Source organism: Marinobacter segnicrescens (assembly GCF_900111555.1).
GTDB classification, from domain to species: domain Bacteria; phylum Pseudomonadota; class Gammaproteobacteria; order Pseudomonadales; family Oleiphilaceae; genus Marinobacter; species Marinobacter segnicrescens.
Map to the genome: position 1 here is coordinate 204,181 of NZ_FOHZ01000005.1, position 23,873 is coordinate 228,053.

The 23,873-nt window shown below is 59.2% G+C and carries 23 protein-coding genes and 1 pseudogene; 18 read left to right on the forward strand and 6 right to left on the reverse strand.

What is annotated here, in order from left to right; all coding sequences use genetic code 11:
- Nucleotides 1-13: 13 nt before the first annotated feature.
- Nucleotides 14-1,156 (forward strand): NnrS family protein, encoded by a 1,143-nt coding sequence (locus tag BM036_RS07685; RefSeq protein WP_091850148.1) that lies wholly within the window; start codon nucleotides 14-16, stop codon nucleotides 1,154-1,156.
- Between the two features lie 256 nt (nucleotides 1,157-1,412).
- A complete protein-coding gene (locus BM036_RS07690) occupies nucleotides 1,413-3,005 on the forward strand; it encodes an MFS transporter (protein ID WP_091850150.1) in 1,593 nt (530 codons plus the stop codon).
- A 50-nt stretch (nucleotides 3,006-3,055) separates the two neighbouring features.
- On the opposite strand, the gene BM036_RS07695 is transcribed toward BM036_RS07690, so the two are convergent.
- The 3 genes from BM036_RS07695 to BM036_RS07705 all read right to left on the reverse strand — a co-directional run bounded on the left by BM036_RS07695 (nucleotide 3,056) and on the right by BM036_RS07705 (nucleotide 5,777).
- Nucleotides 3,056-3,673, reverse strand: coding sequence for an ankyrin repeat domain-containing protein (locus BM036_RS07695; protein ID WP_245742530.1), 618 nt, complete (start codon nucleotides 3,671-3,673; stop codon nucleotides 3,056-3,058).
- Between the two features lie 98 nt (nucleotides 3,674-3,771).
- Nucleotides 3,772-5,274, reverse strand: a complete 1,503-nt coding sequence (locus BM036_RS07700) for an MFS transporter (protein WP_091850152.1) — start codon at nucleotides 5,272-5,274, stop codon at nucleotides 3,772-3,774.
- 41 nt (nucleotides 5,275-5,315) lie between these two features.
- Nucleotides 5,316-5,777 carry a universal stress protein gene (locus tag BM036_RS07705; protein ID WP_091850154.1) on the reverse strand — a complete coding sequence of 154 codons (462 nt, stop codon included), beginning with the start codon at nucleotides 5,775-5,777 and terminating at the stop codon, nucleotides 5,316-5,318.
- Nucleotides 5,778-6,052: 275 nt separating this feature from the next.
- Between BM036_RS07705 and BM036_RS07710 the strand changes: the two genes are divergently transcribed.
- Together BM036_RS07710 and BM036_RS07715 are read left to right on the forward strand one after the other, a co-directional pair.
- Nucleotides 6,053-7,408 carry an MFS transporter gene (locus BM036_RS07710; protein ID WP_091850156.1) on the forward strand — a complete coding sequence of 452 codons (1,356 nt, stop codon included), beginning with the start codon at nucleotides 6,053-6,055 and terminating at the stop codon, nucleotides 7,406-7,408.
- Between the two features lie 153 nt (nucleotides 7,409-7,561).
- Nucleotides 7,562-8,389, forward strand: coding sequence for an ion transporter (locus BM036_RS07715; RefSeq protein WP_091850158.1), 828 nt, complete (start codon nucleotides 7,562-7,564; stop codon nucleotides 8,387-8,389).
- Between the two features lie 45 nt (nucleotides 8,390-8,434).
- Here the strand turns inward: BM036_RS07715 and BM036_RS07720 are convergent, their stop codons facing one another.
- A complete protein-coding gene (locus BM036_RS07720; RefSeq protein ID WP_091850160.1) occupies nucleotides 8,435-8,809 on the reverse strand; it encodes a SirB2 family protein in 375 nt (124 codons plus the stop codon).
- A gap of 134 nt (nucleotides 8,810-8,943) precedes the next feature.
- On the opposite strand from BM036_RS07720, the gene BM036_RS07725 reads away from it, so the two are divergent.
- The 3 genes from BM036_RS07725 to fabB all read left to right on the forward strand — a co-directional run bounded on the left by BM036_RS07725 (nucleotide 8,944) and on the right by fabB (nucleotide 12,056).
- A complete protein-coding gene (locus tag BM036_RS07725) occupies nucleotides 8,944-10,131 on the forward strand; it encodes an NnrS family protein (RefSeq protein WP_091850162.1) in 1,188 nt (395 codons plus the stop codon).
- 189 nt (nucleotides 10,132-10,320) lie between these two features.
- Nucleotides 10,321-10,830 (forward strand): bifunctional 3-hydroxydecanoyl-ACP dehydratase/trans-2-decenoyl-ACP isomerase, encoded by a 510-nt coding sequence (fabA, locus tag BM036_RS07730; RefSeq protein WP_091850164.1) that lies wholly within the window; start codon nucleotides 10,321-10,323, stop codon nucleotides 10,828-10,830.
- 11 nt (nucleotides 10,831-10,841) lie between these two features.
- Complete coding sequence (fabB, locus tag BM036_RS07735; protein WP_091850166.1) at nucleotides 10,842-12,056, forward strand: beta-ketoacyl-ACP synthase I; 1,215 nt, start codon at nucleotides 10,842-10,844, stop codon at nucleotides 12,054-12,056.
- Between the two features lie 483 nt (nucleotides 12,057-12,539).
- Here fabB and BM036_RS07740 read toward each other — a convergent pair whose 3' ends face one another.
- Entirely contained in the window at nucleotides 12,540-13,046 is a 507-nt protein-coding gene (locus BM036_RS07740) for a helix-turn-helix domain-containing protein (RefSeq protein WP_413774374.1), read from the reverse strand.
- Nucleotides 13,047-13,206: 160 nt separating this feature from the next.
- Between BM036_RS07740 and trhP the strand changes: the two genes are divergently transcribed.
- The 9 genes and pseudogenes from trhP to BM036_RS07780 all read left to right on the forward strand — a co-directional run bounded on the left by trhP (nucleotide 13,207) and on the right by BM036_RS07780 (nucleotide 21,629).
- On the forward strand, nucleotides 13,207-14,517 hold the full coding sequence (gene trhP, locus BM036_RS07745; RefSeq protein WP_091850167.1) for a prephenate-dependent tRNA uridine(34) hydroxylase TrhP: 1,311 nt from the start codon (nucleotides 13,207-13,209) through the stop codon (nucleotides 14,515-14,517).
- A gap of 394 nt (nucleotides 14,518-14,911) precedes the next feature.
- Nucleotides 14,912-16,357, forward strand: a pseudogene (gene sufB / locus BM036_RS07750) (Fe-S cluster assembly protein SufB); the annotation flags it as partial.
- A 235-nt stretch (nucleotides 16,358-16,592) separates the two neighbouring features.
- Nucleotides 16,593-17,360, forward strand: coding sequence for a Fe-S cluster assembly ATPase SufC (gene sufC / locus BM036_RS07755; protein ID WP_091850171.1), 768 nt, complete (start codon nucleotides 16,593-16,595; stop codon nucleotides 17,358-17,360).
- 15 nt (nucleotides 17,361-17,375) lie between these two features.
- Nucleotides 17,376-18,659, forward strand: coding sequence for a Fe-S cluster assembly protein SufD (gene sufD, locus BM036_RS07760; RefSeq protein ID WP_091850173.1), 1,284 nt, complete (start codon nucleotides 17,376-17,378; stop codon nucleotides 18,657-18,659).
- A 6-nt stretch (nucleotides 18,660-18,665) separates the two neighbouring features.
- Nucleotides 18,666-19,919, forward strand: a complete 1,254-nt coding sequence (locus BM036_RS07765; protein WP_091850175.1) for an aminotransferase class V-fold PLP-dependent enzyme — start codon at nucleotides 18,666-18,668, stop codon at nucleotides 19,917-19,919.
- 13 nt (nucleotides 19,920-19,932) lie between these two features.
- Nucleotides 19,933-20,286: a HesB/IscA family protein gene (locus BM036_RS07770; RefSeq protein ID WP_091850177.1), complete on the forward strand. Its 354-nt coding sequence runs from the start codon at nucleotides 19,933-19,935 to the stop codon at nucleotides 20,284-20,286.
- A 111-nt stretch (nucleotides 20,287-20,397) separates the two neighbouring features.
- Nucleotides 20,398-20,544 carry a hypothetical protein gene (locus BM036_RS20080; protein ID WP_177186025.1) on the forward strand — a complete coding sequence of 49 codons (147 nt, stop codon included), beginning with the start codon at nucleotides 20,398-20,400 and terminating at the stop codon, nucleotides 20,542-20,544.
- A gap of 6 nt (nucleotides 20,545-20,550) precedes the next feature.
- Entirely contained in the window at nucleotides 20,551-21,093 is a 543-nt protein-coding gene (gene sufT, locus BM036_RS07775) for a putative Fe-S cluster assembly protein SufT (RefSeq protein ID WP_091850179.1), read from the forward strand.
- 77 nt (nucleotides 21,094-21,170) lie between these two features.
- Nucleotides 21,171-21,629, forward strand: a complete 459-nt coding sequence (locus BM036_RS07780) for a SufE family protein (protein WP_091850181.1) — start codon at nucleotides 21,171-21,173, stop codon at nucleotides 21,627-21,629.
- 42 nt (nucleotides 21,630-21,671) lie between these two features.
- Here BM036_RS07780 and BM036_RS07785 read toward each other — a convergent pair whose 3' ends face one another.
- Nucleotides 21,672-22,214, reverse strand: a complete 543-nt coding sequence (locus BM036_RS07785; RefSeq protein ID WP_091850183.1) for a MarR family winged helix-turn-helix transcriptional regulator — start codon at nucleotides 22,212-22,214, stop codon at nucleotides 21,672-21,674.
- 198 nt (nucleotides 22,215-22,412) lie between these two features.
- Between BM036_RS07785 and BM036_RS07790 the strand changes: the two genes are divergently transcribed.
- Entirely contained in the window at nucleotides 22,413-23,384 is a 972-nt protein-coding gene (locus BM036_RS07790; protein ID WP_143066582.1) for a TPR end-of-group domain-containing protein, read from the forward strand.
- A gap of 336 nt (nucleotides 23,385-23,720) precedes the next feature.
- A partial coding sequence (locus tag BM036_RS20520) for a helix-turn-helix domain-containing protein (protein ID WP_425434081.1) occupies nucleotides 23,721-23,873 on the forward strand: 153 nt, incomplete at its 3' end.

Below are 23,873 nucleotides of genomic sequence, written 5' to 3' on the forward strand. Positions count from 1 at the left end.
TCAAGGATCCGCAATGACTTCGGTCAAGACCACTGTTCAGGCGTTCTGGCTATTCTTCCCCGCAGCCGCCCTGTATGCGGCCCTGGCCGTGCCCCTGTCTGTCAGTGCGGTGGCCTCCGGGCGCGGATGGCCTCCGGGACTACTGGCCGCGGGGCACGGACATGAGCTGATCTTCGGTTTTGCACTGGTGCTGGTAGCGGGCTACACCCTCGGCCCGCAACCTCGCGCCCGGGTCCTGGCCCTTCTGGCACTGTGGCTGGCCGCCAGGCTGAGCTGGTTACTGGCACCTGATAGCTGGTACGCCGAGGTACTCAGTCCTGCCTTTGCCCTTGTTCTGGCCTGGTACGTGGTACCCCGGTTCAGTGCCGCGAAGAAGTGGCGCAATAAAACGGCGGCGCCGTTGATCCTGACGATCTGCCTGCTTGCGCCTGCATTCTGGCTCGCCAGTACGCTGAACTACCGGGGCGGGCCATTCGCACCCGATCCCTACCAATTGATGCAAACCGCGATCCTGGGCCTGCTACTGCTGATGACGTTTATCGGTGGCCGGCTGATCGCACCCGCCGTCGCCGGCACCCTGGAAAAAAAGGGGATTCCGCTAACAGCCCGTGTCCAGCCCAGGGTGGAAGCTGCACTGATCATTCTCCTGGGAGCAACCATCGTTCTCAGCCTTGCGGTTGTGCCGGACTGGCTCACCGGCCTGCCACTGCTGATGGTCGCCGGGCTGATCCTGGTACGCATCGTGCGCTGGAAGATCTGGCACTGCCCGGAACGTCCCGACCTGCTAATGCTGGCCACTGGCTACGGCTGGCTCGCGGCCGGCAGTGCCATAACCGCCTGGCACCTGCTGGCAGGAAAGCCGGCAGCACCCGCGTTGCACCTGATCACGGTAGGGGCCCTGGGCACCCTGTCTACTGGCGTCATGCTGCGCCTGGCGTGGCAACGGGCCTACCGCCGCTTCCCCCCCACATGGCAGGCACTGGCAGTCGGCCTGCTTACCTCGGCTGCAGCCATTACCCGCTACCTCGCGGGCTCGACGCCGTTTGCCGAGCCTGCCCTGCTCTGGTCTTCCGCTGGCCTTTGGAGCCTTGCCTACCTGATCGTGGCCGGTCAGCTGATAATGCTCTGGCTGCACGGAACCAGGGGTCGGAAATGATTGGCTACCTCTATTTCCCTCTCTGGCCAGCGCATTACCCAGTTGGTAATACCACCGGACTAACCTACTGTTTTTAAATCAATTAAACAAAAAGAAAAGCACCCCATTGAGGCCTCAAAAAAACAGTCCCGGTCAGCGAACTTTGTCCTTGAGCAATATCAAGAATCATCCCCCGACGACCTTTGCACAATGCACGGGAGAAGCCTGAAATCCGGCGTTAGCGCCACCAGGCACGTTAACCGAGGGAGTCGAATCTATGGCCAAGACCAACGCAGACATCGAACACTGGGATGTCGAAAACGAAGAATTCTGGGAGCAGAAAGGCAAGCGCATTGCCTCCCGCAACCTGTGGATTTCCATCCCCAGCCTGCTGATGGGCTTCGCCATCTGGCTGATGTGGGGGATGATCACCACGCAGATGAAGAACCTGGGCTTTCCGTTCACGGTGGAACAGCTGTTCACCCTGACGGCCATTGCCGGCCTCGCCGGTGCGACCCTGCGCATACCGGCGTCGTTCATGATAAAGATTGCCGGCGGCCGCAACACGGTCTTCCTGACCACTGCATTGCTGATGATTCCGGCCCTGGGCACCGGCATCGCACTGATGAACCCCGATACCCCGTTCATCGTGTTCCAGGCCCTGGCCCTGCTCTCCGGTATCGGTGGCGGCAACTTTGCGTGCTCCATGAGCAATATCAGCGCCTTCTACCCCAAGAGCAAACAGGGCTACGGCCTGGGCATGAATGCCGGTCTGGGCAATTTCGGTGTTACCACCATGCAGATCCTGATCCCGCTGGTCATGACAGTGGGCATCTTCGGTGCACTGGCTGGTGATCCGATGCAGCTGCAAAACCCCAGCGGCACACTGATCGGTCGTATCGAGGCGGGCACAGACACCTGGATTCAGAACGCCGGCTTCATCTGGTTGATCTTCCTGATTCCCCTTGCCTTTGCCGGCTGGTTTGGCATGAACAACCTGAAAGTGGTCACGCCCAATCCGGGTAACCCGCTGTCAGCCTTCGGCAAGATTCTGGGGCTCTATGGTGTCGGCATACTGACCTCCCTTGCCGGTGTCTGGGCGCTTGGTGTCCTGAATATGTGGGTGGCCCTGCCGCTGACGATCATCCTGACCGTGGTATTGCTGCGCCTGATTCCGGGTGACATCAAACCCAACATCAAGAACCAGTTCGCCATCTTCGGCAACAAGCACACCTGGTCCATGACCGTGCTTTACATCCTCACCTTCGGCTCCTTTATCGGGTTCTCTGCCGCCTTGCCGCTGTCCATCAGCGTCATTTTCGGCAATATGATGGAAGTTGCCGCTGATGGCACCGTCAGCCGGGTAGTCAACCCGGATGCACCCAGCGCCCTGACCTGGGCCTGGATGGGACCGTTTGTAGGAGCGCTGATTCGTCCGGTGGGCGGCTGGATTTCAGACAAGATGGGCGGCTCCATCGTCACCCAGATCATCTCCGTGGTAATGGTTGTGGCTTCCGTTGCAACTGGTTATGTGATGATGCTGGCCTACAACTCCACCGACCCCAACAGCTACTTTGCGCTGTTCCTGATCCTGTTCATCGTGATGTTTGCCGCCAGCGGCATTGGTAACGGCTCCACCTTCCGCAGCATTGGTGTAATCTTCGATCAGCAGCAGAAGGGCCCGGTGCTGGGCTGGACCTCCGCCATCGCCGCCTACGGCGCCTTTATCGCACCGCGCGTCATGGGTCAGGAAATCCAGGCCGGCACACCGGAAGTCGCCATGTACGGGTTTGCTGTCTTCTACGCGCTCTGCCTGGTGGTGAACTGGTGGTTCTATCTGCGCAAGAATGCCTACATCAAGAATCCGTGACACCATAGTCTGATCCGCACCATTGGCCGGCCCCGCGGGGGCCGGCTTTTTTATGGCTGACAGCCCAGCACTTCACGGATTTCCTCAAGTCTTGCTGAAGGCTCCCCGGCGCTGGCCTGCAAGGCCAAATCCCTTACCGACTGCCCCTGCCTGTTGGTGAGGCTGGTATCCGCACCCGCCGATAACAGCAGCCTGACCATGTCAGGATTCCTGTTGCGTACGCCCCACATCAGGGCCGTCTGTCCGCTTTCCGTTTCCTGGATGTCGAGGTCAGCCCCCCGTTCTACCAGGATCTGCGCTGTCTCCAGGCGGTTATTCACGGCTGCACCCATCAGGGCGGTATAGCCGGACTTTTCCCGATGATTGATGTCAGCCCCCTGGTCCAGAAGTCTGACCAGGATGTCACTGTGCCCGCCTGCCGCAGCCCGCATCATGGCGGTCCATTGGCAGTCATCGCCTGCATCGACCCGGACATTCTGCTCCAGCAGGTATTCAACCCGTTCAAGGTCTCCTTCCTCTGCAGCGACGATCAGCTGGGTGCGTCCCCGGAGATCCCTCTGTTCATAATCCTCCCGTTCCTGGAAGAAAAGCCACAGTCCCGCCAGTACCAGCACGGCCGCCGCACCACCCAGGACACCTGCCCAACGCTCAAACCAGGCCAAGGTCACACCTCCCATAAGAATACCGTTGCCCCCTGCCAGCTTATCAGAACGACAAAAAAACCCGCCCGGATTACTCCGGGCGGGTTGCTCACCCCGGCAACGGGTCAGGTGGTCGCACTGACCTGACGACGGCGCTCTTCCTCCTCAATCTGCAGGTCCACCGAGGACACATGGTACTCGTCGGAGAAACCGCTTTCAGGCTCTTTCAGCCACATGATGCAAAGCAGCCAGCTGACAAACGCGCCGCCAGCGATGATGTAGAAGAACTGGGTCGGGGTAACGAAGGTGAAGATGGTGAGGTATACCACCGCACCTACGTTGCCATAGGCACCGGCCATGCCAGAAATCTGACCGGTCAGACGGCGTTTGATCGAAGGAATGATGCCAAAGGTGGCCCCTTCCGCGCCCTGCACAAAGAATGAGGTAAACACGGTGATCGCCACGGCAATAATCAGCGGCCAGTTGGAGTTCAGCAGTCCCATCAGCGCAAAGCCTACGGAGATACCGAACATGTAGCTGAGCATCACAAAACGGCGGTTACCCATGCGATCAGAGACCAGGCCACCCATCGGGCGGGCCACCAGGTTCACGAACGCAAACGAAGCGGCAATCAGGCCAGCTGCGGTGGCGCTGAGGCTCCAGGTTTCCTCGAAGAACATGGGCAGCATGGAAACCACGGCCAGCTCCGCGCCGAAGTTGGCGAAATAGGTGCTGTTGAGCGCCGCAACGCTGTTGAACGGGTATTTGTCATCCTCCGGTACGCCCTGTTTCAGAATCGGTATGTTGACCCTGAGTATCTGTATGACCTGGTAGCAGACGATGGCAACAATCACCGCATAGCACACGATGGCCCAGGTAGTGCTCAGGTAACCCATGTTCTGGATACGCCAGACCAGGATGCCCAGCACCCCTACCAGCGGGATGGTCCACAGGATCAGCTTGACCATGTCGCCCCAGCTGCTGACCTCCAGCGCAACGGCCTTGCGGGGTTTGCGGTGCACCGTGCCCTCGGGGCCGTCAGTGATGGCGAACCAGTAGTAGACACCGTAACCGGCCATGACAATGGCACTCTGGGCTATGGCCCACCGCCAGCCGTCTTCACCACCGTACATGTGCAATGCAATGGTGGGCAGGCTGATGGCGGCCGCTGCCGAGCCGAAGTTGCCCCAGCCGGCATAGAACCCTTCGGCAAAGCCGATGTCCTTGGGTTTGAACCACATGGCGGTCATGTGGATCCCCACCACGAAGCTTGCACCAATGGAGCTCAGCACCAGGCGGCTGACCAGCAGCTGTGTCATGGTATTACCGAAAGCAAACGCCAGTGCGGGGATGGACATCAGTACCATCAGCACCGAGAACACCCGGCGAGGACCAAAGCGGTCCAGCGCCATACCCACCACGATACGCGCCGGGATGGTCAGGGCCACGTTACAGATGGCGAACAGCCGCAGGTCATCCGCGGTCAGCCAGTCCACGCTCTTGAGCATGCTCGACGCCAGCGGCGCCATATTGAACCAGACATAGAAGGTGATAAAGAATGCAATCCAGGTCAGGTGCAGTGCCCTCACCTCGGGATTGCGGACGCGGAACACGTCAGCGACTTTCATGGCAGCCTCCTTGGGCTATCAACTCGTAAAAGCGACCGCACTCAGCGGCTGGGGAGAATCAGCAACGGGCACTGGACGCGGCGTGCGAGGAAGGAACTCACACTGCCGAAGGTCATGTAATCCAGTTCGTCGACGAAATAAGTCAGGGAGCGTGCGATAAAGCCGCCGTCGGGCTCATGGCTGTGGCGGGCAATAACGAGCATATCCGGCTGGAACTTCTTTTCGGTGGCGTAAAGCAGCATCTTGCGGGGATCACCCTCGAGCATCAGGCTTTCGCAGGTCACTTCTTCCTTCTCACAGACCGCGAGTGCTTCTCTAAGATGCTGTTTGAGTTCGTCCACTTCCTGCTGGAACAGGTCTTCGTTGCCTGAGGTAATGTCCCGGGGATTTTCCGCAACGGCCACCAGGATGAGGTGAGGCCTTAGCTCCCGGAACATGGTGATGGTCTGGGCAAGGGCCAGCCTGGCATTCCTGGATCCATCGTAGGCGAGCATGATTTTCATGGGGTTCTCCTGATAAGCGCATCAACCGCCCCTCAGGCGGCCTATTGATATCGATCAGCATTACCCCACACCCGGGTCACCTCGTTACTTGACTTACATCAACGACTTACCCGCGTACCCCACCAGAGAAACCGGGCATCTACCCCCCTCAGCTGAACGGGAGGGCATTTCCATACCCCTACTCATCCTGAAGGGGGTACCTCCAATGCCCCGCCAGCGAAAACCCTGTCTTTGATAAGGTTAAAAGGTCTGATATGCAGGAATGGAGAACAGCCATGACGACCAGTCCCACAAGGTCCCAGCAGTACCGGGCGCTGGGGTTATCGACCTTTTCGTTCACCCTGTGCTTCGCGGTATGGACCATCTTCTCCATCATCGGCATCCGTATTGCCGAAGACCTGGCCCTGTCGGATACCCAGCTTGGCCTGCTGATGGCCACACCAATCCTGACCGGCTCCATCAGCCGGCTCTTCCTGGGCATCTGGACCGACCGTTATGGCGGGCGCTGGGTGTTCGGCATCCTGATGATTACCACGGCCCTGTGCGTTTATCTGCTGACCTTCGCAACCACCTACCCCATGCTGCTGGTAGGCGCTCTGGGCGTTGGCCTGGCAGGCGGCTCCTTTATTGTCGGGGTGGCCTATACCGCCGCCTGGTTCGAGCCCGGGCGTCAGGGTACGGCGCTGGGCATTTTCGGCGCGGGTAACGTGGGGTCTGCGGTAACCAACTTCGGTGCTCCCTTCCTGCTGGTGGCGTTCGGCTGGGAGCAGACCGCCCAGATATACGCTACCGTGCTCGCCGTCATGGGCGTGGTATTTCTCCTTGTGGCCAGGGAGGACCCCATGGCGCAGGAGCGTGGTGGCGAGAAGGCAAAGTCCTTCATGGAACAGATGGAGCCCCTGAAAGAACTGAGGGTGTGGCGCTTTGCGCTCTATTATTTCTTTGTTTTCGGTGCGTTTGTGGCACTAGCCCTGTGGCTGCCGCACTACCTGATTGGCGTCTACGGCCTGGAAATCCGGACAGCCGGCATGATCGCTGCCCTCTATACCATCCCGGCATCCCTCTTCCGGATTCTTGGTGGCTGGATGTCTGACCGCTTTGGCGCACGGCGGGTAATGTACTGGACGTTCATCGCGTCAGTGGTCTGCACGTTCCTGCTCAGCTATCCACCCACCGAGTACATCATTCACGGTATCGACGGCGATATCCGCTTCACACTGGACATGACCCTGCCCATGTTCATCGTGCTGATCTTCACCCTGGGCTTCTTCATGTCACTGGGCAAGGCAGCCGTGTACAAGCATATCCCGGTCTACTACCCGCTTCACGTCGGCGCCGTTGGCGGCGTCGTGGGCATGATTGGTGGCCTTGGCGGTTTTATCCTGCCACTCACCTTTGGCGTCCTGAATGACCTGACCGGCATCTGGCAAAGCTGCTTCATGCTGATGTTCGTGATCGTGGCCGCTGCCCTGATCTGGATGCACTACGCCATTCGCACAGCCGAACGCGAGGAGTGGGCAGCCCACAAGGAACAGACGGATCTTCCCGAGCTGTCCGCCCCACACCTTTTCTACCCACTTAACCGGACACACCAGCAGACCGGCACTAACCCGCCACCGCCTCGGGATTAACCCCCATGCTCCGAAAGCCCCCGATTCCCGGGGGCTTTTTCGTTTCAGGCGGAAAACGCCGCGACGCAATGCGCTGATTTAATCCGGCAGGCCTATACCCCATCCGGCACTGGCATTAGAATCGCCGCGTCCTGTCCACCTGGAGCCGTTGTTATGTCCGCCGAGCTGAGCCCCATGTCCGGGTTGCACCAGTTGCGCCGTATTGAATCCAGCAAGATCTTCCAGGGCGCGGTGATCGCCATCATCATCCTGTCCGCCCTCACCATTGGCGCCAAGACCTACGACCTGCCCCCCCTGGTAGAGAGCAGCCTGACGGTAATGGACAATGCCATTACAGTGTTCTTCCTGATCGAGATCCTGTTCCGGTTCGCTGCCTGTCCCAACAAGAAGCGTTTCCTGCTGGACGGCTGGAACCTGTTCGACACCCTGGTGGTGGTTGGCAGCCTGATCCCCCTGAACAATGCCGAGGCGGTGCTGCTGGGTCGGCTGCTGCGGGTCTTCCGCGTGCTACGCCTGGTATCGGTGGTGCCGGAGTTGCGCTTCCTGATCAACTCCCTGCTCAAGGCCATCCCTCGCATGGGTTATATCGCCCTGCTGATGTTCATCATCTTCTACATCTACGCCGCCATGGGGTCCATGTTCTTTGCAAAGGTGGATGAAACCCTGTGGGGCGACGTGGCCATTGCCATGCTGACCCTCTTCCGGGTGGCAACCTTCGAGGACTGGACCGACGTGATGTACGCCACCATGGAGCAATACCCGCTCAGCTGGCTTTACTATCTGACGTTCATATTCCTTACCGCCTTCGTGTTCCTGAATATGATGATCGGGGCGATCCTGGAGGTGATGAGCGAGGAACAGAACAGAAAGGAAGCACAGAAGGCCCACGACGAACGGGACGAGATGGCGCGCCAGTTGACCGCCATCCAGAGCCAGCTTAACGATCTGTCCGACCAGTTAAGCCAGCACAGCCGCCGATGACAAGTCAGGCGCTTCCCCGGAGAAGGGAAGCGCCTGGCCCAGAAATCAGAAAGGCACGGCCTTGGACATGGCCAGATGGAAAATCAGTCCAATCTGCAGATAAGCCACGACAGCAGCCACTACCCGCACCGGCACACTGAATTTAGACTTGATGGCGAACACACCAGCGACGATATAACCAATCAGCAGGAACACCTTCCAGGTCAGCCAGTCATTGACGAACGGCATCCACGGTGTGACAAACAACAGGCTGATGGCCGCCACCAGCAGAACCGTGTCGTTGGCATGGGGGATCCAGCGCAGTGGCGTTGCCCGCCATCCCGGCTTGCCCACCAGGTCCAGCAACAGACGCAGGGAAAACAGCACAACCGTGAGGTAGGCGGTGGTCATATGAAGGTGTTTGAGTATTACGTACGCCATGTTTTCCTTTCCGATCCAGTGTGTTGGCCGCATTGTACGTGATACCGGCAACGATTACCTCCAAGCGGGTATAGTCACCGCAATGGCTCCGCGATAATATATACGCACGATACATGTTAAAGCGGAGGTCCGCCATGCAGGCCATATCCACACCCCACAGCGAGCGCAGCAGCGCCAGCGTGGCCCAGCTCTTTGCCTACCCTTTCCGCATCTTCTTTCTGTCCCTCACACTGCTGTCGCTGGTGGGCATCCCGCTGTGGGTGCTACAGGTAACTGGCACCATCCAGCTGCCCCTGGCCATGCCGGGCGTGCTTTGGCACCAGCATGAAATGCTGTTCGGTTTCCTGTCCGCCGCAATTGCCGGCTTCCTGCTGACCGCGGTGTGTGTCTGGACCGGCACCGAGCGTACCCACGGGATTCGGCTTCTATTGCTCTGGGGTGTCTGGGCGGCCGCCCGGGTATTGCTGACGGTTGGAGGTGACATGCCTTACTGGCTGGTGCAGGGGGTTAACCTGGCCTTCCTGCCCCTGGTGATGCTGGACGCCGGCTGGCGCATCTGGCATGCCCGCCAGAAACGGCAGCTGATGATCCTGGTGGTTCTGGGCCTGCTGTGGCTGATGCAGGTGGCGTTTGTAACCCGCCTGGACCCGGTTTACGCCTGGGGCGCACTGATCATGGGCCTGGCCCTGATCAGCATTATCGGCGGCCGCATCACCCCGGCGTTCACCACCGGCTGGCTCCGCCAGCGCGGGCTGGCAGCAGATCGCATCCGCGTTATTCCTGCCCTGGACATAGCCACTGTGTTTGCCATGGTGTTGCTGCTGGCGTCCATGGTAACCGGCTGGTCCATGGTCACTGCGGGACTCGCCATTATTGCCGCCATCCTGATGCTCACGCGCCTGTATCACTGGAAAGGCTGGCTGGCCAGGCAGGAACCACTGCTGTGGATTCTGCACCTGTCCATCCTCTGGGTGCCGGTTGCCCTGGTCCTGCTGGCAGGGCACCTTGCAGCAGGCTGGCCCGCGTCCGCCTGGACCCACGCCGCGGGTACCGGTGCCATTGCCTGCCTGATCCTCGGCGTTATCGCACGGGTTTCCCTGGGCCATACCGGCCGGCCGCTGGTGTTGCCACAGGGCATGGTGCTGGCCTTCGTCGCTATCCACCTGGCAGCTCTGGTACGGGTCATCACTGCGTTTCAGGGGCTGCCCTGGCACCTGGGTATCACCGCCAGCGGACTGCTGTGGGCACTGGCCTACGCAATCTTCCTTGCCCGCTACACCGGTGTGCTGGCACGTCCCAGGGCTGATGGAAAACCCGGCTGAACGCACGCCAACTGCCCTCGACTAAGATTCCTTTTAGCCTGCGTCATTTACCTCCAGAGCCCCCAACCACGGGCCCTGGAGGACACTCCAGCAACCAGCAGTCAAAAAACTACAACCATCGGTCAATAGATTTTTCCTGTGTAACCGGTAAAGTGTGGGTTACAGTCAGAAACGGAAACACCTGCACCCATGAAGCCAGACCATTTTGATAAAGCCGACCTGATCGAATGTGGCCATGGCCGCCTGTTCGAAGGTGACATGCGCCTGCCCATCGACGAAATGCTGATGGTGGACCGCATTACCCACATTAACGACAGTGATGGCGCCTACGGCAAGGGCAGCCTGATTGCCGAGCTCGACATCAATCCCGACCTGTGGTTCTTCAAGGTCCACTTTCAAGGTGACCCGGTGATGCCCGGGTGCCTGGGCCTCGATGCCATGTGGCAACTGGTTGGTTTCTTCCTTGCCTGGTCCGGTGGCCAGGGCAAGGGACGGGCCCTGGGAGCAGGAGAGGTCAAATTCTTTGGCCAGGTGCTGCCAGAGAACAAGCTGGTCCGGTATCATCTGGATATCAAGCGAATGGTCAATCGCAAACTGACCATGGCAATTGCCGATGCCCGCATGGAAGTCGACGGCCGTGAGATTTACACAGCCAAGGACCTGCGGGTTGGCCTGTTCACCTCAACAGACGATTTTTAGGAGCCCGGACCATGCGTCGAGTTGTCATTACCGGAATGGGCATTATTTCCAGCCTCGGTAACAGCAAAGAAGAAGTCACCCAATCACTGCGGGACGTCAAATCCGGCATCCATTTCAGCCAGGAAGCCGCGGACAATGGCCTGCGCAGCCACATCTGCGGCAATATCGATATCGACTACAAGTCGCTGATCGACCGCAAACTGCTGCGCTTCATGTGTCCGGCTTCCGCCTATGCCTACCTGGCCATGAAAGAAGCCATCGAGCAGTCTGGCCTGACTGATGAGCAGATCCGTGACAACAACACGGGCATCATCATGGGGACTGGCGGTGCGTCCACCCTGGAATTGATGGACTCCATTGATACCCATCGTGAGAAAGGTATTCGTCGTGTGGGCCCGTACCGGGTACCCCGCACCATGGGCAGCGCCATCAACGCGTCCCTGTCCACCGCTTTCGGCATCACTGGTGTCAACTACAGCATCACGTCAGCCTGTGCCACCAGCGCCCACTGCATCGGCCACTCCGCGGACCTGATCGCCATGGGTCGCCAGGACATCATGTTCGCCGGCGGCGGTGACGACGTCCACTGGAGCCTGAGCCTGCTGTTCGACGCCATGGGCGCGCTGTCTACCAAGTACAACGACACTCCGGAAAAGGCTTCCCGTACCTACGACGCCAACCGTGACGGTTTCGTGATCTCCGGCGGCGGCGGCGTGGTGGTCCTGGAAGAACTGGAGCACGCCAAGGCCCGCGGCGCCAACATCATCGCCGAACTGGTGGGCTTCGGTGCCACCTCCGACGGTGCTGACATGGTCGCGCCCAGCGGTGAAGGCGCGGTGCGCTGCATGCAGCAGGCCCTGAAGAACGTGGATGGCGAGATTTCCTACATCAACACCCACGGTACCTCCACCCCGGCCGGTGACATCACGGAACTCAAGGCGGTGAAGAACGTATTCGGTGACAAGATCCCGCCCCTGGGCTCCACCAAGCCCCTGACCGGTCACGCACTGGGTGCAGCTGGTGTTCACGAGGCGATCTACAGCCTGCTGATGCAGCAGAACAACTTCATCACCCCGTCTGCCAACATCGAGGAACTGGATGAAGGCGCGGAGGGTTACCCCATCGTCCGCGAGGTCCAGAACACCGAGATTCCGCTGGTAATGAGTAACAGCTTTGGCTTCGGCGGCACCAACGCCTCTCTGGTATTCAAGAAATATCAGGGCTGACCCTGGCTGGGGCCTCGTTCCCCAGCCCTGCTGGTTTGGTGCCAGGAGCGCCAGGCCGGTGACATTTTTCCGGACACGCCCCGCAAGTACGTCCATGTAGGGCTCGACGGCAGCCATCCCTGGCTGCCGACGGTCCGGAAAAACATCCCCAACCCGACGCTCGCGATCTTCACAGATATCGCTACAACCCAATCTCTAGCCCCCGAAACCCAGCTTTTATCACCCTTTTGGCGTTCTGAGTGCTAATGGAAACACCTCGTTACAGGTCAAGGGGAGTCAGACCGAGCGACATTATTTCGGGTAGCACTTTCGATGAAGGGCGGTCGACCTGGGGAGACTTTTCTGGACCGTCGAAAACCAGGGATGGTTTTCGTCGAGCCCTACAGGGATGTACTCGCGGGCGTGTCCAGAAAAGTCTCACCGGGTTGGGCGCCCCGCCCCGGGGCCACATTCATTCCACCGCCAATGGGCAATAATCAAAACTCAGCAGGCCGCCCGAAACTCAGCCGGCGACTTCCCCATCCAGCGCTTGAATGCCCGACTGAATGCACTCAGTTCCGAAAAGCCGAGCAACTCCGCTACCTCCGACAAGGTCCGGTCACGGTCATTCATATAGTTGAGCGCCTGCTCCCGCCGCACATCCTCCAGCAGGCCTGCAAACGTCAGGTTCTCTTCCTTGAGCTTCTTGTAGAGCGTGTGCCGGCTCATATTCAGCTCCGCTGCCACCTCTTCCACCTTTACCTTGCCCCTGGCCAGGTGCCGCGCAATCAGCGGACGTACCTGCCGGCTGAACGTAATCGACGGCAAAATCCGCGTCTGGATCAGTTGCCACAAACGTTGCATCTGTGAGGGTGACAGCCGGGACTCGGGCTCCTCCAGCTCATCCGCCGACAATCCCGCATAGCGGGCAAGCTCCCCCCGGGAAAAGCCTGACGACTGAAGAAACTGAACCATGGCGACCACCAACGTCCCCAAAGCATCCGATTTCATGAGCTGGAAACCCCTCTGTCTCTGTTGAGTAACTGACATTTTTGAGCGTACAGATGTTAGCTCAAAATTGTGAGGATGAACATTGAGTCGCGTCAATGCATCGTCCCCGCCTCTGCGGCAAACTGCACGCCCAACTGCAGAATCCCGGAAGTTTCAGTCCATGCATCAGCCAGAGCTCCTTGCCCCCGCAGGCACCCTTGACCATCTCCACGTTGCCCTTGCCTATGGCGCCGACGCCGTCTACGCCGGCCAGCCGCGCTATTCACTCAGGGTGCGCAACAACAGTTTCAAGGATGTAACAGCCCTGGCCCAGGGCATTGAAGAAACCCACCGCCAGGGGAAGCAGTTCTACCTGGTATCCAATATTTCGCCCCATAACAACAAGGTACGTTCTTACCTGCGGGACCTGGAGCCGGTAATCGAGCTGCAGCCGGACGCGCTGATCATGTCCGACCCGGGGCTGATCATGCTGGTGCGGGAGCGCTGGCCGGACCAGCCCATTCACCTGTCGGTGCAGGCCAACGCGGTAAACTGGGCGACTGTGGAGTTCTGGCGACGGCAGGGAATCAGCCGGGTCATCCTGTCCCGTGAGCTGGCACTGGACGAAATCCGCGAGATTCGCGAGCAGGTGCCAACCATGGAGCTGGAAGTTTTCGTCCACGGCGCCCTGTGCATGGCCTACTCTGGCCGCTGCCTGTTATCCGGCTATATGAACCACCGGGACGCCAACCAGGGCGCCTGCACCAACGCCTGCCGCTGGAACTACAAGCCGGTACAGCATGATCACGACCAGACGGGAGACCTGATCGCCACCTCCGCCGATAGCGTGGAGCAGGTTGAGCCAAAGGAAATCCTGCTGGAAGAGCCCAACCGTCCCGGTGGATTTATCCCCGCCTACGAGGACGAGCACGGCACCTATATCATGAACTCGAAGGACCTCCGGGCCGTACAGCATGTCGCCGAGCTGGTGAAAATGGGGGTTCACTCCCTGAAAATAGAGGGCCGCACCAAGAGTACCTACTACGTGGCGCGCACAACCGGCGTCTACCGCAGGGCCATTGACGAGGCGGTTGCCGGCAAGCCCTTTGACATGGCGATGATGGATGAGCTGGAAGCGCTCTCGAACCGGGGTTACACAGAAGGTTTCCTGCGTCGGCATGTTCCCCAGGAATACCAGACCTACGAACAGGGCTCGTCCTATCTGGGCACCCAGCAGGTGGTCGGCACCATCAGCGCACGTGAGGGCCAGTGGCTGACGGTGGAGGTAAAAAACCAGTTCCGCCCGGGAGACCAGCTTGAGCTGATCACCCCCGCAGGGAACGTGCGACTGACCACCGACAGGATGGAAACCACTGAGGGCCAGCCCCTCGAACGGGCGCCCGGCAGTGGCTACCGTGTCCGGATTCCGGTATCCGCCGCCCTTCCGGAGAACCTCGGTCACGCCTATCTGACCCGGGTTGATCGTCCGTAGAATCCACGAGAAGCCTGCTGAGCGAATGGGTTTTCGCCACGCGGCAAGTGCACTTCCCCCTATTACCCTGATAACCCCTGTCTTAGTGCCCGGACAGGGGTTTGGGGTATAATTCAGCCAGTCACGAAATAATACCTGACTAAAATACTCTGATATTGTACAATCGGTCATCAGAAATAGCAGGACAGCCTCATCCTGACGCTGCCAACCATTACCGGCGGCCAGTCATCCAACAAGCGATTGCAGGGCGTACTCACTGGATGAGCGACCACTGCAACAACCAGCACAGACGCACATGCCTCCCGGTAGCCGGCTGAACCCCGGGCTCCCGGTTGCAGGCAACACATAAGGGCCTCGCGGCCCACGATGAGAGAATTACGGAGCGAAGAACACGGCGACCACCGACAAAGAGGTGAAAGAGCTGATCAAACGGGAATACGAACACGGCTTTGTGACCGAAATCGAAACCGATACGTTCGAACCCGGCCTGAACGAAGATGTCATCCGCCGCCTGTCAGAGATTAAACAGGAGCCGGAGTTCATGCTCGAATGGCGCCTGAAGGCCTACCGTCGCTGGCTGGAGATGGATGACCCCACCTGGGCGCACGTTGACTACCCGCGGGTGGACTACAACGCTATCTCCTACTACTCCGCGCCCAAGAAGAAAGAGGACATGCCCCAGTCCCTCGATGACGTGGATCCGGAGTTGCTGCGCACCTACGAGAAGCTGGGCATTCCCCTGCACGAGCGGGAGAAACTGGCGGGCGTTGCCGTGGATGCAGTTTTCGATTCTGTCTCCATTGGCACGACCTTCAAGGAGCAGCTGGCGGAAGCGGGCGTCATCTTCTGCCCGATTTCCGAGGCCGTACAGAAGTACCCGGAGCTGGTGGAGAAATATCTCGGTTCGGTGGTCCCGGCGGGGGATAATTTCTTTGCTGCCCTGAACTCCGCAGTCTTTTCCGACGGTTCCTTTGTCTATATTCCGAAGGGCGTTCGCTGTCCTCTGGAGCTGTCCACCTATTTCCGAATCAACGCAGCCAATACCGGTCAGTTCGAGCGCACGTTGATCGTTGCCGACGCCGGCAGTTATGTCAGTTACCTTGAGGGCTGTACCGCACCCATGCGGGACGAGAACCAGCTCCACGCTGCGGTGGTTGAGCTGGTCGCGCTGGACGATGCCCAGATCAAGTACTCCACTGTGCAGAACTGGTACCCCGGTGACGAACACGGCAAGGGCGGTATCTATAACTTTGTGACCAAGCGTGGCGCCTGTCAGGGCCGGAACTCGAAGATTTCCTGGACCCAGGTGGAAACCGGTTCTGCGGTCACCTGGAAGTATCCGAGCTGCATCCTGAAGGGTGACAACAGTGTCGGTGAGTTCTATTCGGTGGCGCTGACCCACAACTATCAGCAGGCCGACACTGGCACCAAGATGATTCACCTGGGCAAGAATACGACCAGTACGATTATTTCCAAGGGTATTTCTGCTGGTCGCAGCTCCAATGCTTACCGGGGCCTGGTGAAGTTCCAGCCCGGCGCGGAAAATGCCCGTAACTTTACCCAGTGTGACTCACTGCTGATCGGTGATCGCTGCGGCGCTCATACGTTCCCGTATATCGAGAGCCGGAACAAGTCGGCCATTGTGGAGCATGAGGCGACCACCTCGAAGGTGAGTGATGAGCAGATGTTCCTGTGCCGGCAGCGGGGGATTGATCCGGAACAGGCGGTTTCCATGATTGTGAACGGCTTCTGCAAGGAAGTGTTCAAGGAACTGCCGATGGAGTTTGCGGTTGAGGCTGGCAAGTTGCTTGAGGTCAGCCTTGAGGGGTCTGTTGGCTGACCTTTTTGAATTATTGTCCGCTGGCCTTGGTGGAAGGCCAGCGGGCGGGTAGGGTTTTCCGGGACACGCCGTGAATCCGTCCGTGGAGGCTCTTCAAAAACGTCCATGTTTTTGAAGGTCCCGGAAAACCCTACCCGCCCCCTGTCCCCGGACCTGCGTATGGCCTGCTCAATACTTGGTGAACCGGGACAGACTCATTGAATTTCGAACGTTTTGACTAGAGAGAATCCGACAAATGCTGAGCATCAAGAACCTGCACGCTTCCGTCGAGGGGAAAGAGATCCTCAAGGGCATTAACCTGGAGATCAAGGCCGGTGAGGTACACGCCATTATGGGGCCGAACGGGTCCGGCAAGAGTACCCTGTCCCAGGTGCTGGCGGGTAACGAGGCATTTGAGGTGACTGAAGGGGAAGTGACCTTGAACGGTGAGAACCTGCTGGACCTGGAAACCGAGGAGCGTGCCCGCGAAGGTATTTTCCTGGCGTTCCAGTACCCGGTGGAGATTCCCGGGGTCAGCAACCTGCAGTTTCTGCGGACCGCTGTTAACGCCATGCGGACTCACCGGGGCGAGCCGGAGATGAACGCAGCCGAGTTCATGAAGCTGGCGAAGGAAGTGTCCAAACAGGTGGACCTGGATCCGGCGTTCCTCAAGCGCGGGGTTAACGAGGGCTTCTCCGGTGGCGAGAAGAAGCGCAACGAGATCATGCAGGCACTGCTGCTGCAGCCAAAGCTGGCGATTCTCGATGAGACGGATTCCGGCCTGGATATCGACGCCCTGAAGGTTGTGTCCGACGGCGTGAATGCGCTGCGAGCCAAAGACCGGGCCATTCTGATGGTGACCCACTACCAGCGCCTGTTGAACCATATTGTGCCCGACTACGTCCACGTACTGGCCGGTGGTCGTATCATCAAGTCCGGTGGCCGTGAGTTGGCACTGGAACTGGAGGAGCGCGGCTATGGCTGGCTGGGCATCAAAGAAGACGAAGCAGCAGCTGCCAACTGATCGGGAGGTCGTGGAATGAAACCAGCACCAACGCTTTCCAGCGCCTTTCTTCAACCGTCAGGCAACGCCCTGCCCGGTCCGCTGCTGAGTCTGCGCGAGCAGCGCGGTACGGCCCTGGTGGACATGCCGCTGCCAACCCGCAAGACGGAGAACTGGAAATACTCCAGCAAGCACCTGAAGCTGTCCGATAAACTGGCAACGAACCTGCCGGCCGGCAGTGCGACCACATCGGCGGCCGAAGACGGCTACCGGGTAGTCTTTCGTAATGGGGTGATCGATCCGCAGGCCAGCCGCCTGCCCCAGGTTGACGGGCTGACGGTTCAGCGGTTTGCGGACCTGTCCGATGACGAAGCGTCTGCCTTGGCCGGGCGGCTGGACAATACCCTCGACACCAACGCCACCCAGATGGCAAGGCTCAACACGGCCCGTTTCGAGGATGGCCTGCTGATTACCCTGAAGCCGGATGCGGTGCTCTCTGAGCCACTGTTTGTGATCCACGAAGTGACCGCTACCGCCAGCGGTTCGGCCTTTCCGCGTATCTACGTGGATGCCGGCAGGCACAGCCAGCTGACCCTGGTGGAAGAGTACGTTTCCAGTGGCGATCAGCCCGTGATGGTGGATACCGTCACCGAGTTCATGGTGGCCGATGGCGCGCAGATCACCAGCATCCGCCTGACCGCCGAGGACCAGAACGTGCAGCACATCGGTGCCACCGGTGTCCGCCAGCAGCGCAGCTCCCGCTTCGAGAGCCATTGCGTCGGTTTCGGCGGCCCCCTGCGTCGCCACGACCTGCAACTACGACTTGAAGGCGAAGGCGCTGAGTGCAAGCTCAATGGCGTGGTGGTTACCCAGGACAAGCAGCATTACGACAACCACACCTGCATTGACCATGTAGCGGCCAACTGCAACAGCGAAGAGACCTACCGCAACATCGCTGCGGCCGAGTCCCACGCCGTGTTCAATGGCCGCATTCATATCCACCAGGACGCCCAGAAGTCCAATGCGGATATGAACAACAAGAACCTGCTGCTCTCCACCGGCGCGGAGATAGACACCAAGCCGGAGCTGGAGATCTACGCCGATGACGTGAAATGCGCCCACGGCGCCACCATCGGTCAGCTGGACGAAACGTCCCTGTTCTACCTGGTATCCCGGGGTATTTCCCGGCGGGAAGCCAACGTTCTGCTGACTATGGCGTTCATCAACGAACTGGTCACCCAGATTCCGGTGGAGCAGGTTCGCGACAGCGCCAATGAGCGCCTTAACCGGTTTTTTGACGATACCTTTGAGGAGGCCTGATCCGGTATGTCCGATCTTTCCGTGGCCAAGACCGCACCAACCTCCGGCTTTGACGTAGCCGCTGTTCGCCAGGACTTTCCGATACTGTCCCAGCAGGTGAACGGCAAGCCGCTGGTGTACCTGGACAATGGCGCCTCGGCCCAGAAGCCCCAGGCGGTACTGGATGCCATGGACCGGTATTACCGGGAGATGCACTCCAACGTTCACCGGGGTGCCCATACCCTTGGCGATCGCGCCACAACCGCCTTCGAAGGTGCCAGGGAGACCGTCCGGGGCTTCCTGAATGCCGAAAGCACCCGCCAGATCATCTGGACCAGGGGCACTACCGAGGCCATTAACCTGGTGGCCAACGGCCTGGCGCCGCGCCTGAAAGCCGGCGACGAGATCCTGGTGAGCTACATGGAGCACCACGCCAATATCGTGCCCTGGCAGATGGTGGCCGAGCGTACGGGTGCGAAGGTCGTTCCCGTACAGGTCACTCCGGACGGCGAGCTGGACCTGGACTCCTTCAACAGCCTGCTGGGTGACCGCACCCGGGTGCTGGCCATTACCCATGTGTCCAACGTGCTGGGCACCATTAACCCGGTAGCACCGTTAATCGAGCAGGCAAAGGCCCTGGGCGTGATCACCGTGCTGGATGGTGCCCAGGCGGTGCCGCACTTCCAGCCGGACGTACAGGCCCTGGGTTGTGATTTCTACGCCTTCTCATCCCACAAGGTGTTTGGCCCCACCGGTATCGGCGTGCTATACGGCAAGGAGCAGTTGCTCGAGGAAATGCCGCCCTATCAGGGCGGCGGAGAGATGATCGAGCGGGTGTCGTTCGAGCGCACCACGTGGAATACCCTGCCCTACAAATTCGAGGCAGGTACCCCGGCGATTGCCGAGGCGGTGGGACTTGGGGCGGCCATCGATTATCTCAATGGTTTTGACCGGCAGGCCATGGAGGCTGCAGAAAATGCCCTGCTTACCCGGGCCAATGAACTGCTGGAAACGGTGCCCGGTATGAGCCTGATTGGCACTGCCAAACGAAAGGTGCCGGTACTGTCCTTTAAAATCGATGGCCTGCACCCCAGTGATATAGGTACCCTGCTGGACCAGCAGGGCATCGCCATCCGCACCGGCCATCACTGCGCCATGCCGCTGATGGATTTCTATGGCGTACCGGGCACGGCCCGGGCGTCCTTTGCGTTCTACAATACGCTGGAGGAGGTGGACCAGTTATTTACCGGTCTGCAGAAGATCCAGCGCCTGTTTGCCTGATGGAGGTGGAACAATGACAGCCGAAACCTTCACTCCCACTGTGGGCGTCACCATGACCCCCAGTGCGGTCAGACACGTCCGCAAGCAACTGGAAAAGAAGCCGGAAGCGAGGGGCATCCGCCTGTGCATCAAGAAGAGCGGCTGCTCCGGCTTCAAGTATGAAACTCAATGGGTGGACGAAGTCTCGGCGGATGACGAGGTGTATACCGTGGATGGCGTGAACATCTATGTGAAAAAAGAGCACCTGCCCATGGTCAACGGCACCGAAATCGACTTCGTGACCCAGGGCGTGAACTCCATGTTCGAGTTCCGTAACCCCAATGCCACCGCCGAGTGTGGTTGTGGTGAGAGTTTTACAGTGGCTTGACGATTTATTGGCCACGGCGTCCACGGCCCTTCGACAGGCTCAGGGCGAACGGGAAACCATCGAAGCACCGAACGAAAAAATGAAAGGATTCTTGGCCACGGGAAATGACAGATGAAAGCTTCAAACTTGTTTGTCTTTGATTTCGTGTTCTTTCGTGGATTTAGTGGCCAGGAAAGTCTTTGCCTTTTTTCCGTTCGCCCTGAGCCTGTCGAAGGGCCGTGGATTCCGTGGCAAAAAGAGAGCTTTAGAAAAGGCTGATTCAGCATGCAAGAACGGGAAGTGGTCCTGACCAAGCGCGAGGTGGAAGCCCGCCTGGTCCCCTCCGGCACCGAAATCATGATTCCGTCGGACACCTTTGTCACCATCACACAGTCGCTTGGTGGCAGTTTCACAGTGGCCGTCAATGGCAATCTGGCGCGCATTGAAGGGCATGATGCCGACGCCCTGGGTAAGCAGCCCCTGGAGAGCAGCTTCGAGACCCCCGCAGACGGCACGGTCAACGAGAACCAGGTGTGGGAAGCACTGCGAAACTGCTACGACCCGGAAATTCCCGTCAACGTAGTGGACCTGGGGCTGATCTACGATTGCAACATTGAAAACGACAGCGCTGACGGCAACCACATACACATTCTGATGACCCTTACCGCGGCCGGTTGCGGCATGGGGCCAGTCATCACCGATGATGTAAAACGCAAGGTTGAGCATGTGCCCAACGTGGACAAGGTGACGGTGGAACTGACCTTCGACCCGCCCTGGAGCAGCGAAATGCTCACGGACGAAGCCAAGCTTGAACTGGGCATGCTCTGACAGACACGCTATCCTTGCGCCTGACTGACCTGGAGCTACTACCAGCCACCTGAATCGCGAACCAGCACGGCAGACCTATGACCGCCAGCAAACAGCAATTCCTCGACAACCCCCTGGGCAGTGAAACCACCCTGGATGATGTACTCGATGCCTTCGAGTTACTGGACGACTGGGAAGAGCGCTATGCCTATATCATCGATCTGGGCAAGCAACTGCCGGCCTTTCCGGACGATGAACGGGTCGAGAAAAACTACGTACATGGCTGCCAGAGCCAGGTATGGCTGATTGATCACTTCGATCAAGACAGCGGCCGGCTCTACCTGCTGATTGATTCGGACGCCATGATCGTACGAGGGCTGGCTGCGATTATCCTGGTGGCCCTGAACGGAAAGGCGCCGAGAGATCTGCTCACCACGGATGTAGACGAACTGTTCGAACAGCTGGACCTGTTCCGGCATATTTCCCCGACCCGGGGTAATGGCCTGAGGGCCATGGTAGGGAAAATCCGCGACATTGCCGCACGGCAGGCCGCCTGAACGACTGAACCTGCACGGGTGGGGCACTGTGCGCCGGGGGGCTCAGCCCTTTTCTTTCCAGCCGTCTTCCCGCAGCACCGAACCCACATCAAGCACCGGTGAGGCATCGATATCGTCGGCGTCCATCATATTGGCCACCCGCTGCAGTGATGCCACGATCATGCTCTGCTCCCACTGGTCCAGGTTCTGGAACTTGCGGATAAAGTTGTCCTGCAGTGGCAGTGGCGCCCGTGCCAGCAACGCAGCACCGTCGTCCGTCAGATGAGCATGTACCTTGCGCTTGTCCCGGGTGCTACGTACCCGGTAAACCAGGTCACGATGCTCAAGGCGATCAAGAATGGTGGTGACTGTCGCCTGGCTCAGACTGACGTGGTCGGCAATAGTACCGATGGTCACCTCGCCCAGGTCGCGAATCGTGCGCATGATCAATAGTTGCGGGCCGGTCAGGCCGGCATGTTTGCTCAGGCGCTTCGAATGGAGATCGGTGGCCCGAATGACCCGCCGCAGCGCCACCAGAACCTGCTCGTAGCTCTTGCTATCCGTGTGGGCGGCTTGCCCGCTATGACGCTCATTTAGATTGGACATGTCTCACAGCTACCATTTGTTTATACCACTAACTATTAGAGGTCTTTGCGCCCCTGAATGCAAGTCGGGGTTGCCCCTTATCGCCATAGACCCGAACTGAGGCAGGCGAGACCGGACACCTGCGGGCTGGTTATGCTATGGTCTCGTCAAAACGGCCGGGGCCCGGGGCCCGGTTGTCCGCTGACCACAGGAATCACGATGTTTCAGTTACTGTCCCTGCCGAACCTTTCACGCACTTCCCGCAACGCACTGTTCTGCGCCAGTCTGTTTGCCCTGGTACTGGCACCGCTGAAACTGGCAGCGCAACCTGCAGGCCAACAGGACACCGGCCCCACGGCAGAAGATGTTGAAAAGCGGATTCCCGAACTGGACGAATCGATGTATACCCCGTTCGTGGAGCTCTACCTGCTGGAAGAAACCAAGGCCCTGCGAACCGAAATGCAGAATACACGGGCGGAACTGATCGAAAAGGTGGTGGACAAGGAGCTGTCTGTGGCGGACAAGACCATGTCCTACGCCACCGATACCGTCACCTACTTCTTCTATCTTATTGCCGGCGCGACCTCCATCCTTGTGGTGATTGGCTGGAACTCCATTCGTGATATGCGTAACCAGCTCACCAGCCTCGCCGAAAAGCGGGTGAACGAGCTGGTCGTGGAATATGAAACCCGCCTGAAGTCCATTGAGGAGCAGCTCCAGCAGAAGTCTGACATCATCCACCAGAACCAGGCCGAGATCGAGCGCACCAACGAGGTGCACTCATTATGGCTGAAGGCCAGCCAGGAAACCTCCCAGCAAAACAAGATCGCCGCCTACGACCGTATCCTCGATCTTCGCCCGGACGACGTCGAAGCCCTCAGTTTCAAGGCCGACGCCGTACTGGAAATGCAGGAGCCCCTGTGGGCAATCAGTCTCTGTCAGCGGGCGCTCAAGCTGGCTCCCGAGAACGGCCACGCCCATTACCAGCTCGCCTGCGCCTACGCGGAAATTGGCCGCTGGGACGATGCCGTCACCAACCTGGGCAAGGCCATCGAGATTTCCGACGCGTACCGGGATGACGCCTCGGTCGATCCCAGTTTCGCCCGCCTGCAGGAACACCAGGCGTTCAGGGACCTGATCTACCCGGAGGAGATCGATCCGGATCAGGACACCCCCCAGGCCCCCTCCTGACCCTCCATCCGCGCGCAACCTGGCCCAGGCCTTGCTTGATTGCCAGGGTGGTGCCGGGAACCGACAAACCCCAGGTTCCTTGTGAACCAGGCGACGCGGGCCGAAATGACTCGAAAACTGGTTATGAATATCACATAATCGGGTACTGTCCTGGCCGGCTACAGGCGGCCAAAACCCTGTGATACGGGTCCACATATAACCACTCACAAGCGCCGCCCGGCCTCCCCCGCTTGACAGGTCGCGACCTGTGGTGTTTGTTACTAATGGGTACAAAAGTAAGCGAACATCATTTATAATGTAGCGGTCGTTTGCCAAGCTTATCGGATATCTACACACATGCGCCACGATGACGGTCGTAAACTTGATCACAAAACATTAGAAGCCATTCGCGTTCGCGCCGTTCAACGAGTCATGGATGGCGAGAGCCCGGAAGTCGTCATCAAAGCGCTTGGCATGAGCCGGGCACGAATTTACGAATGGCTGGCTGCC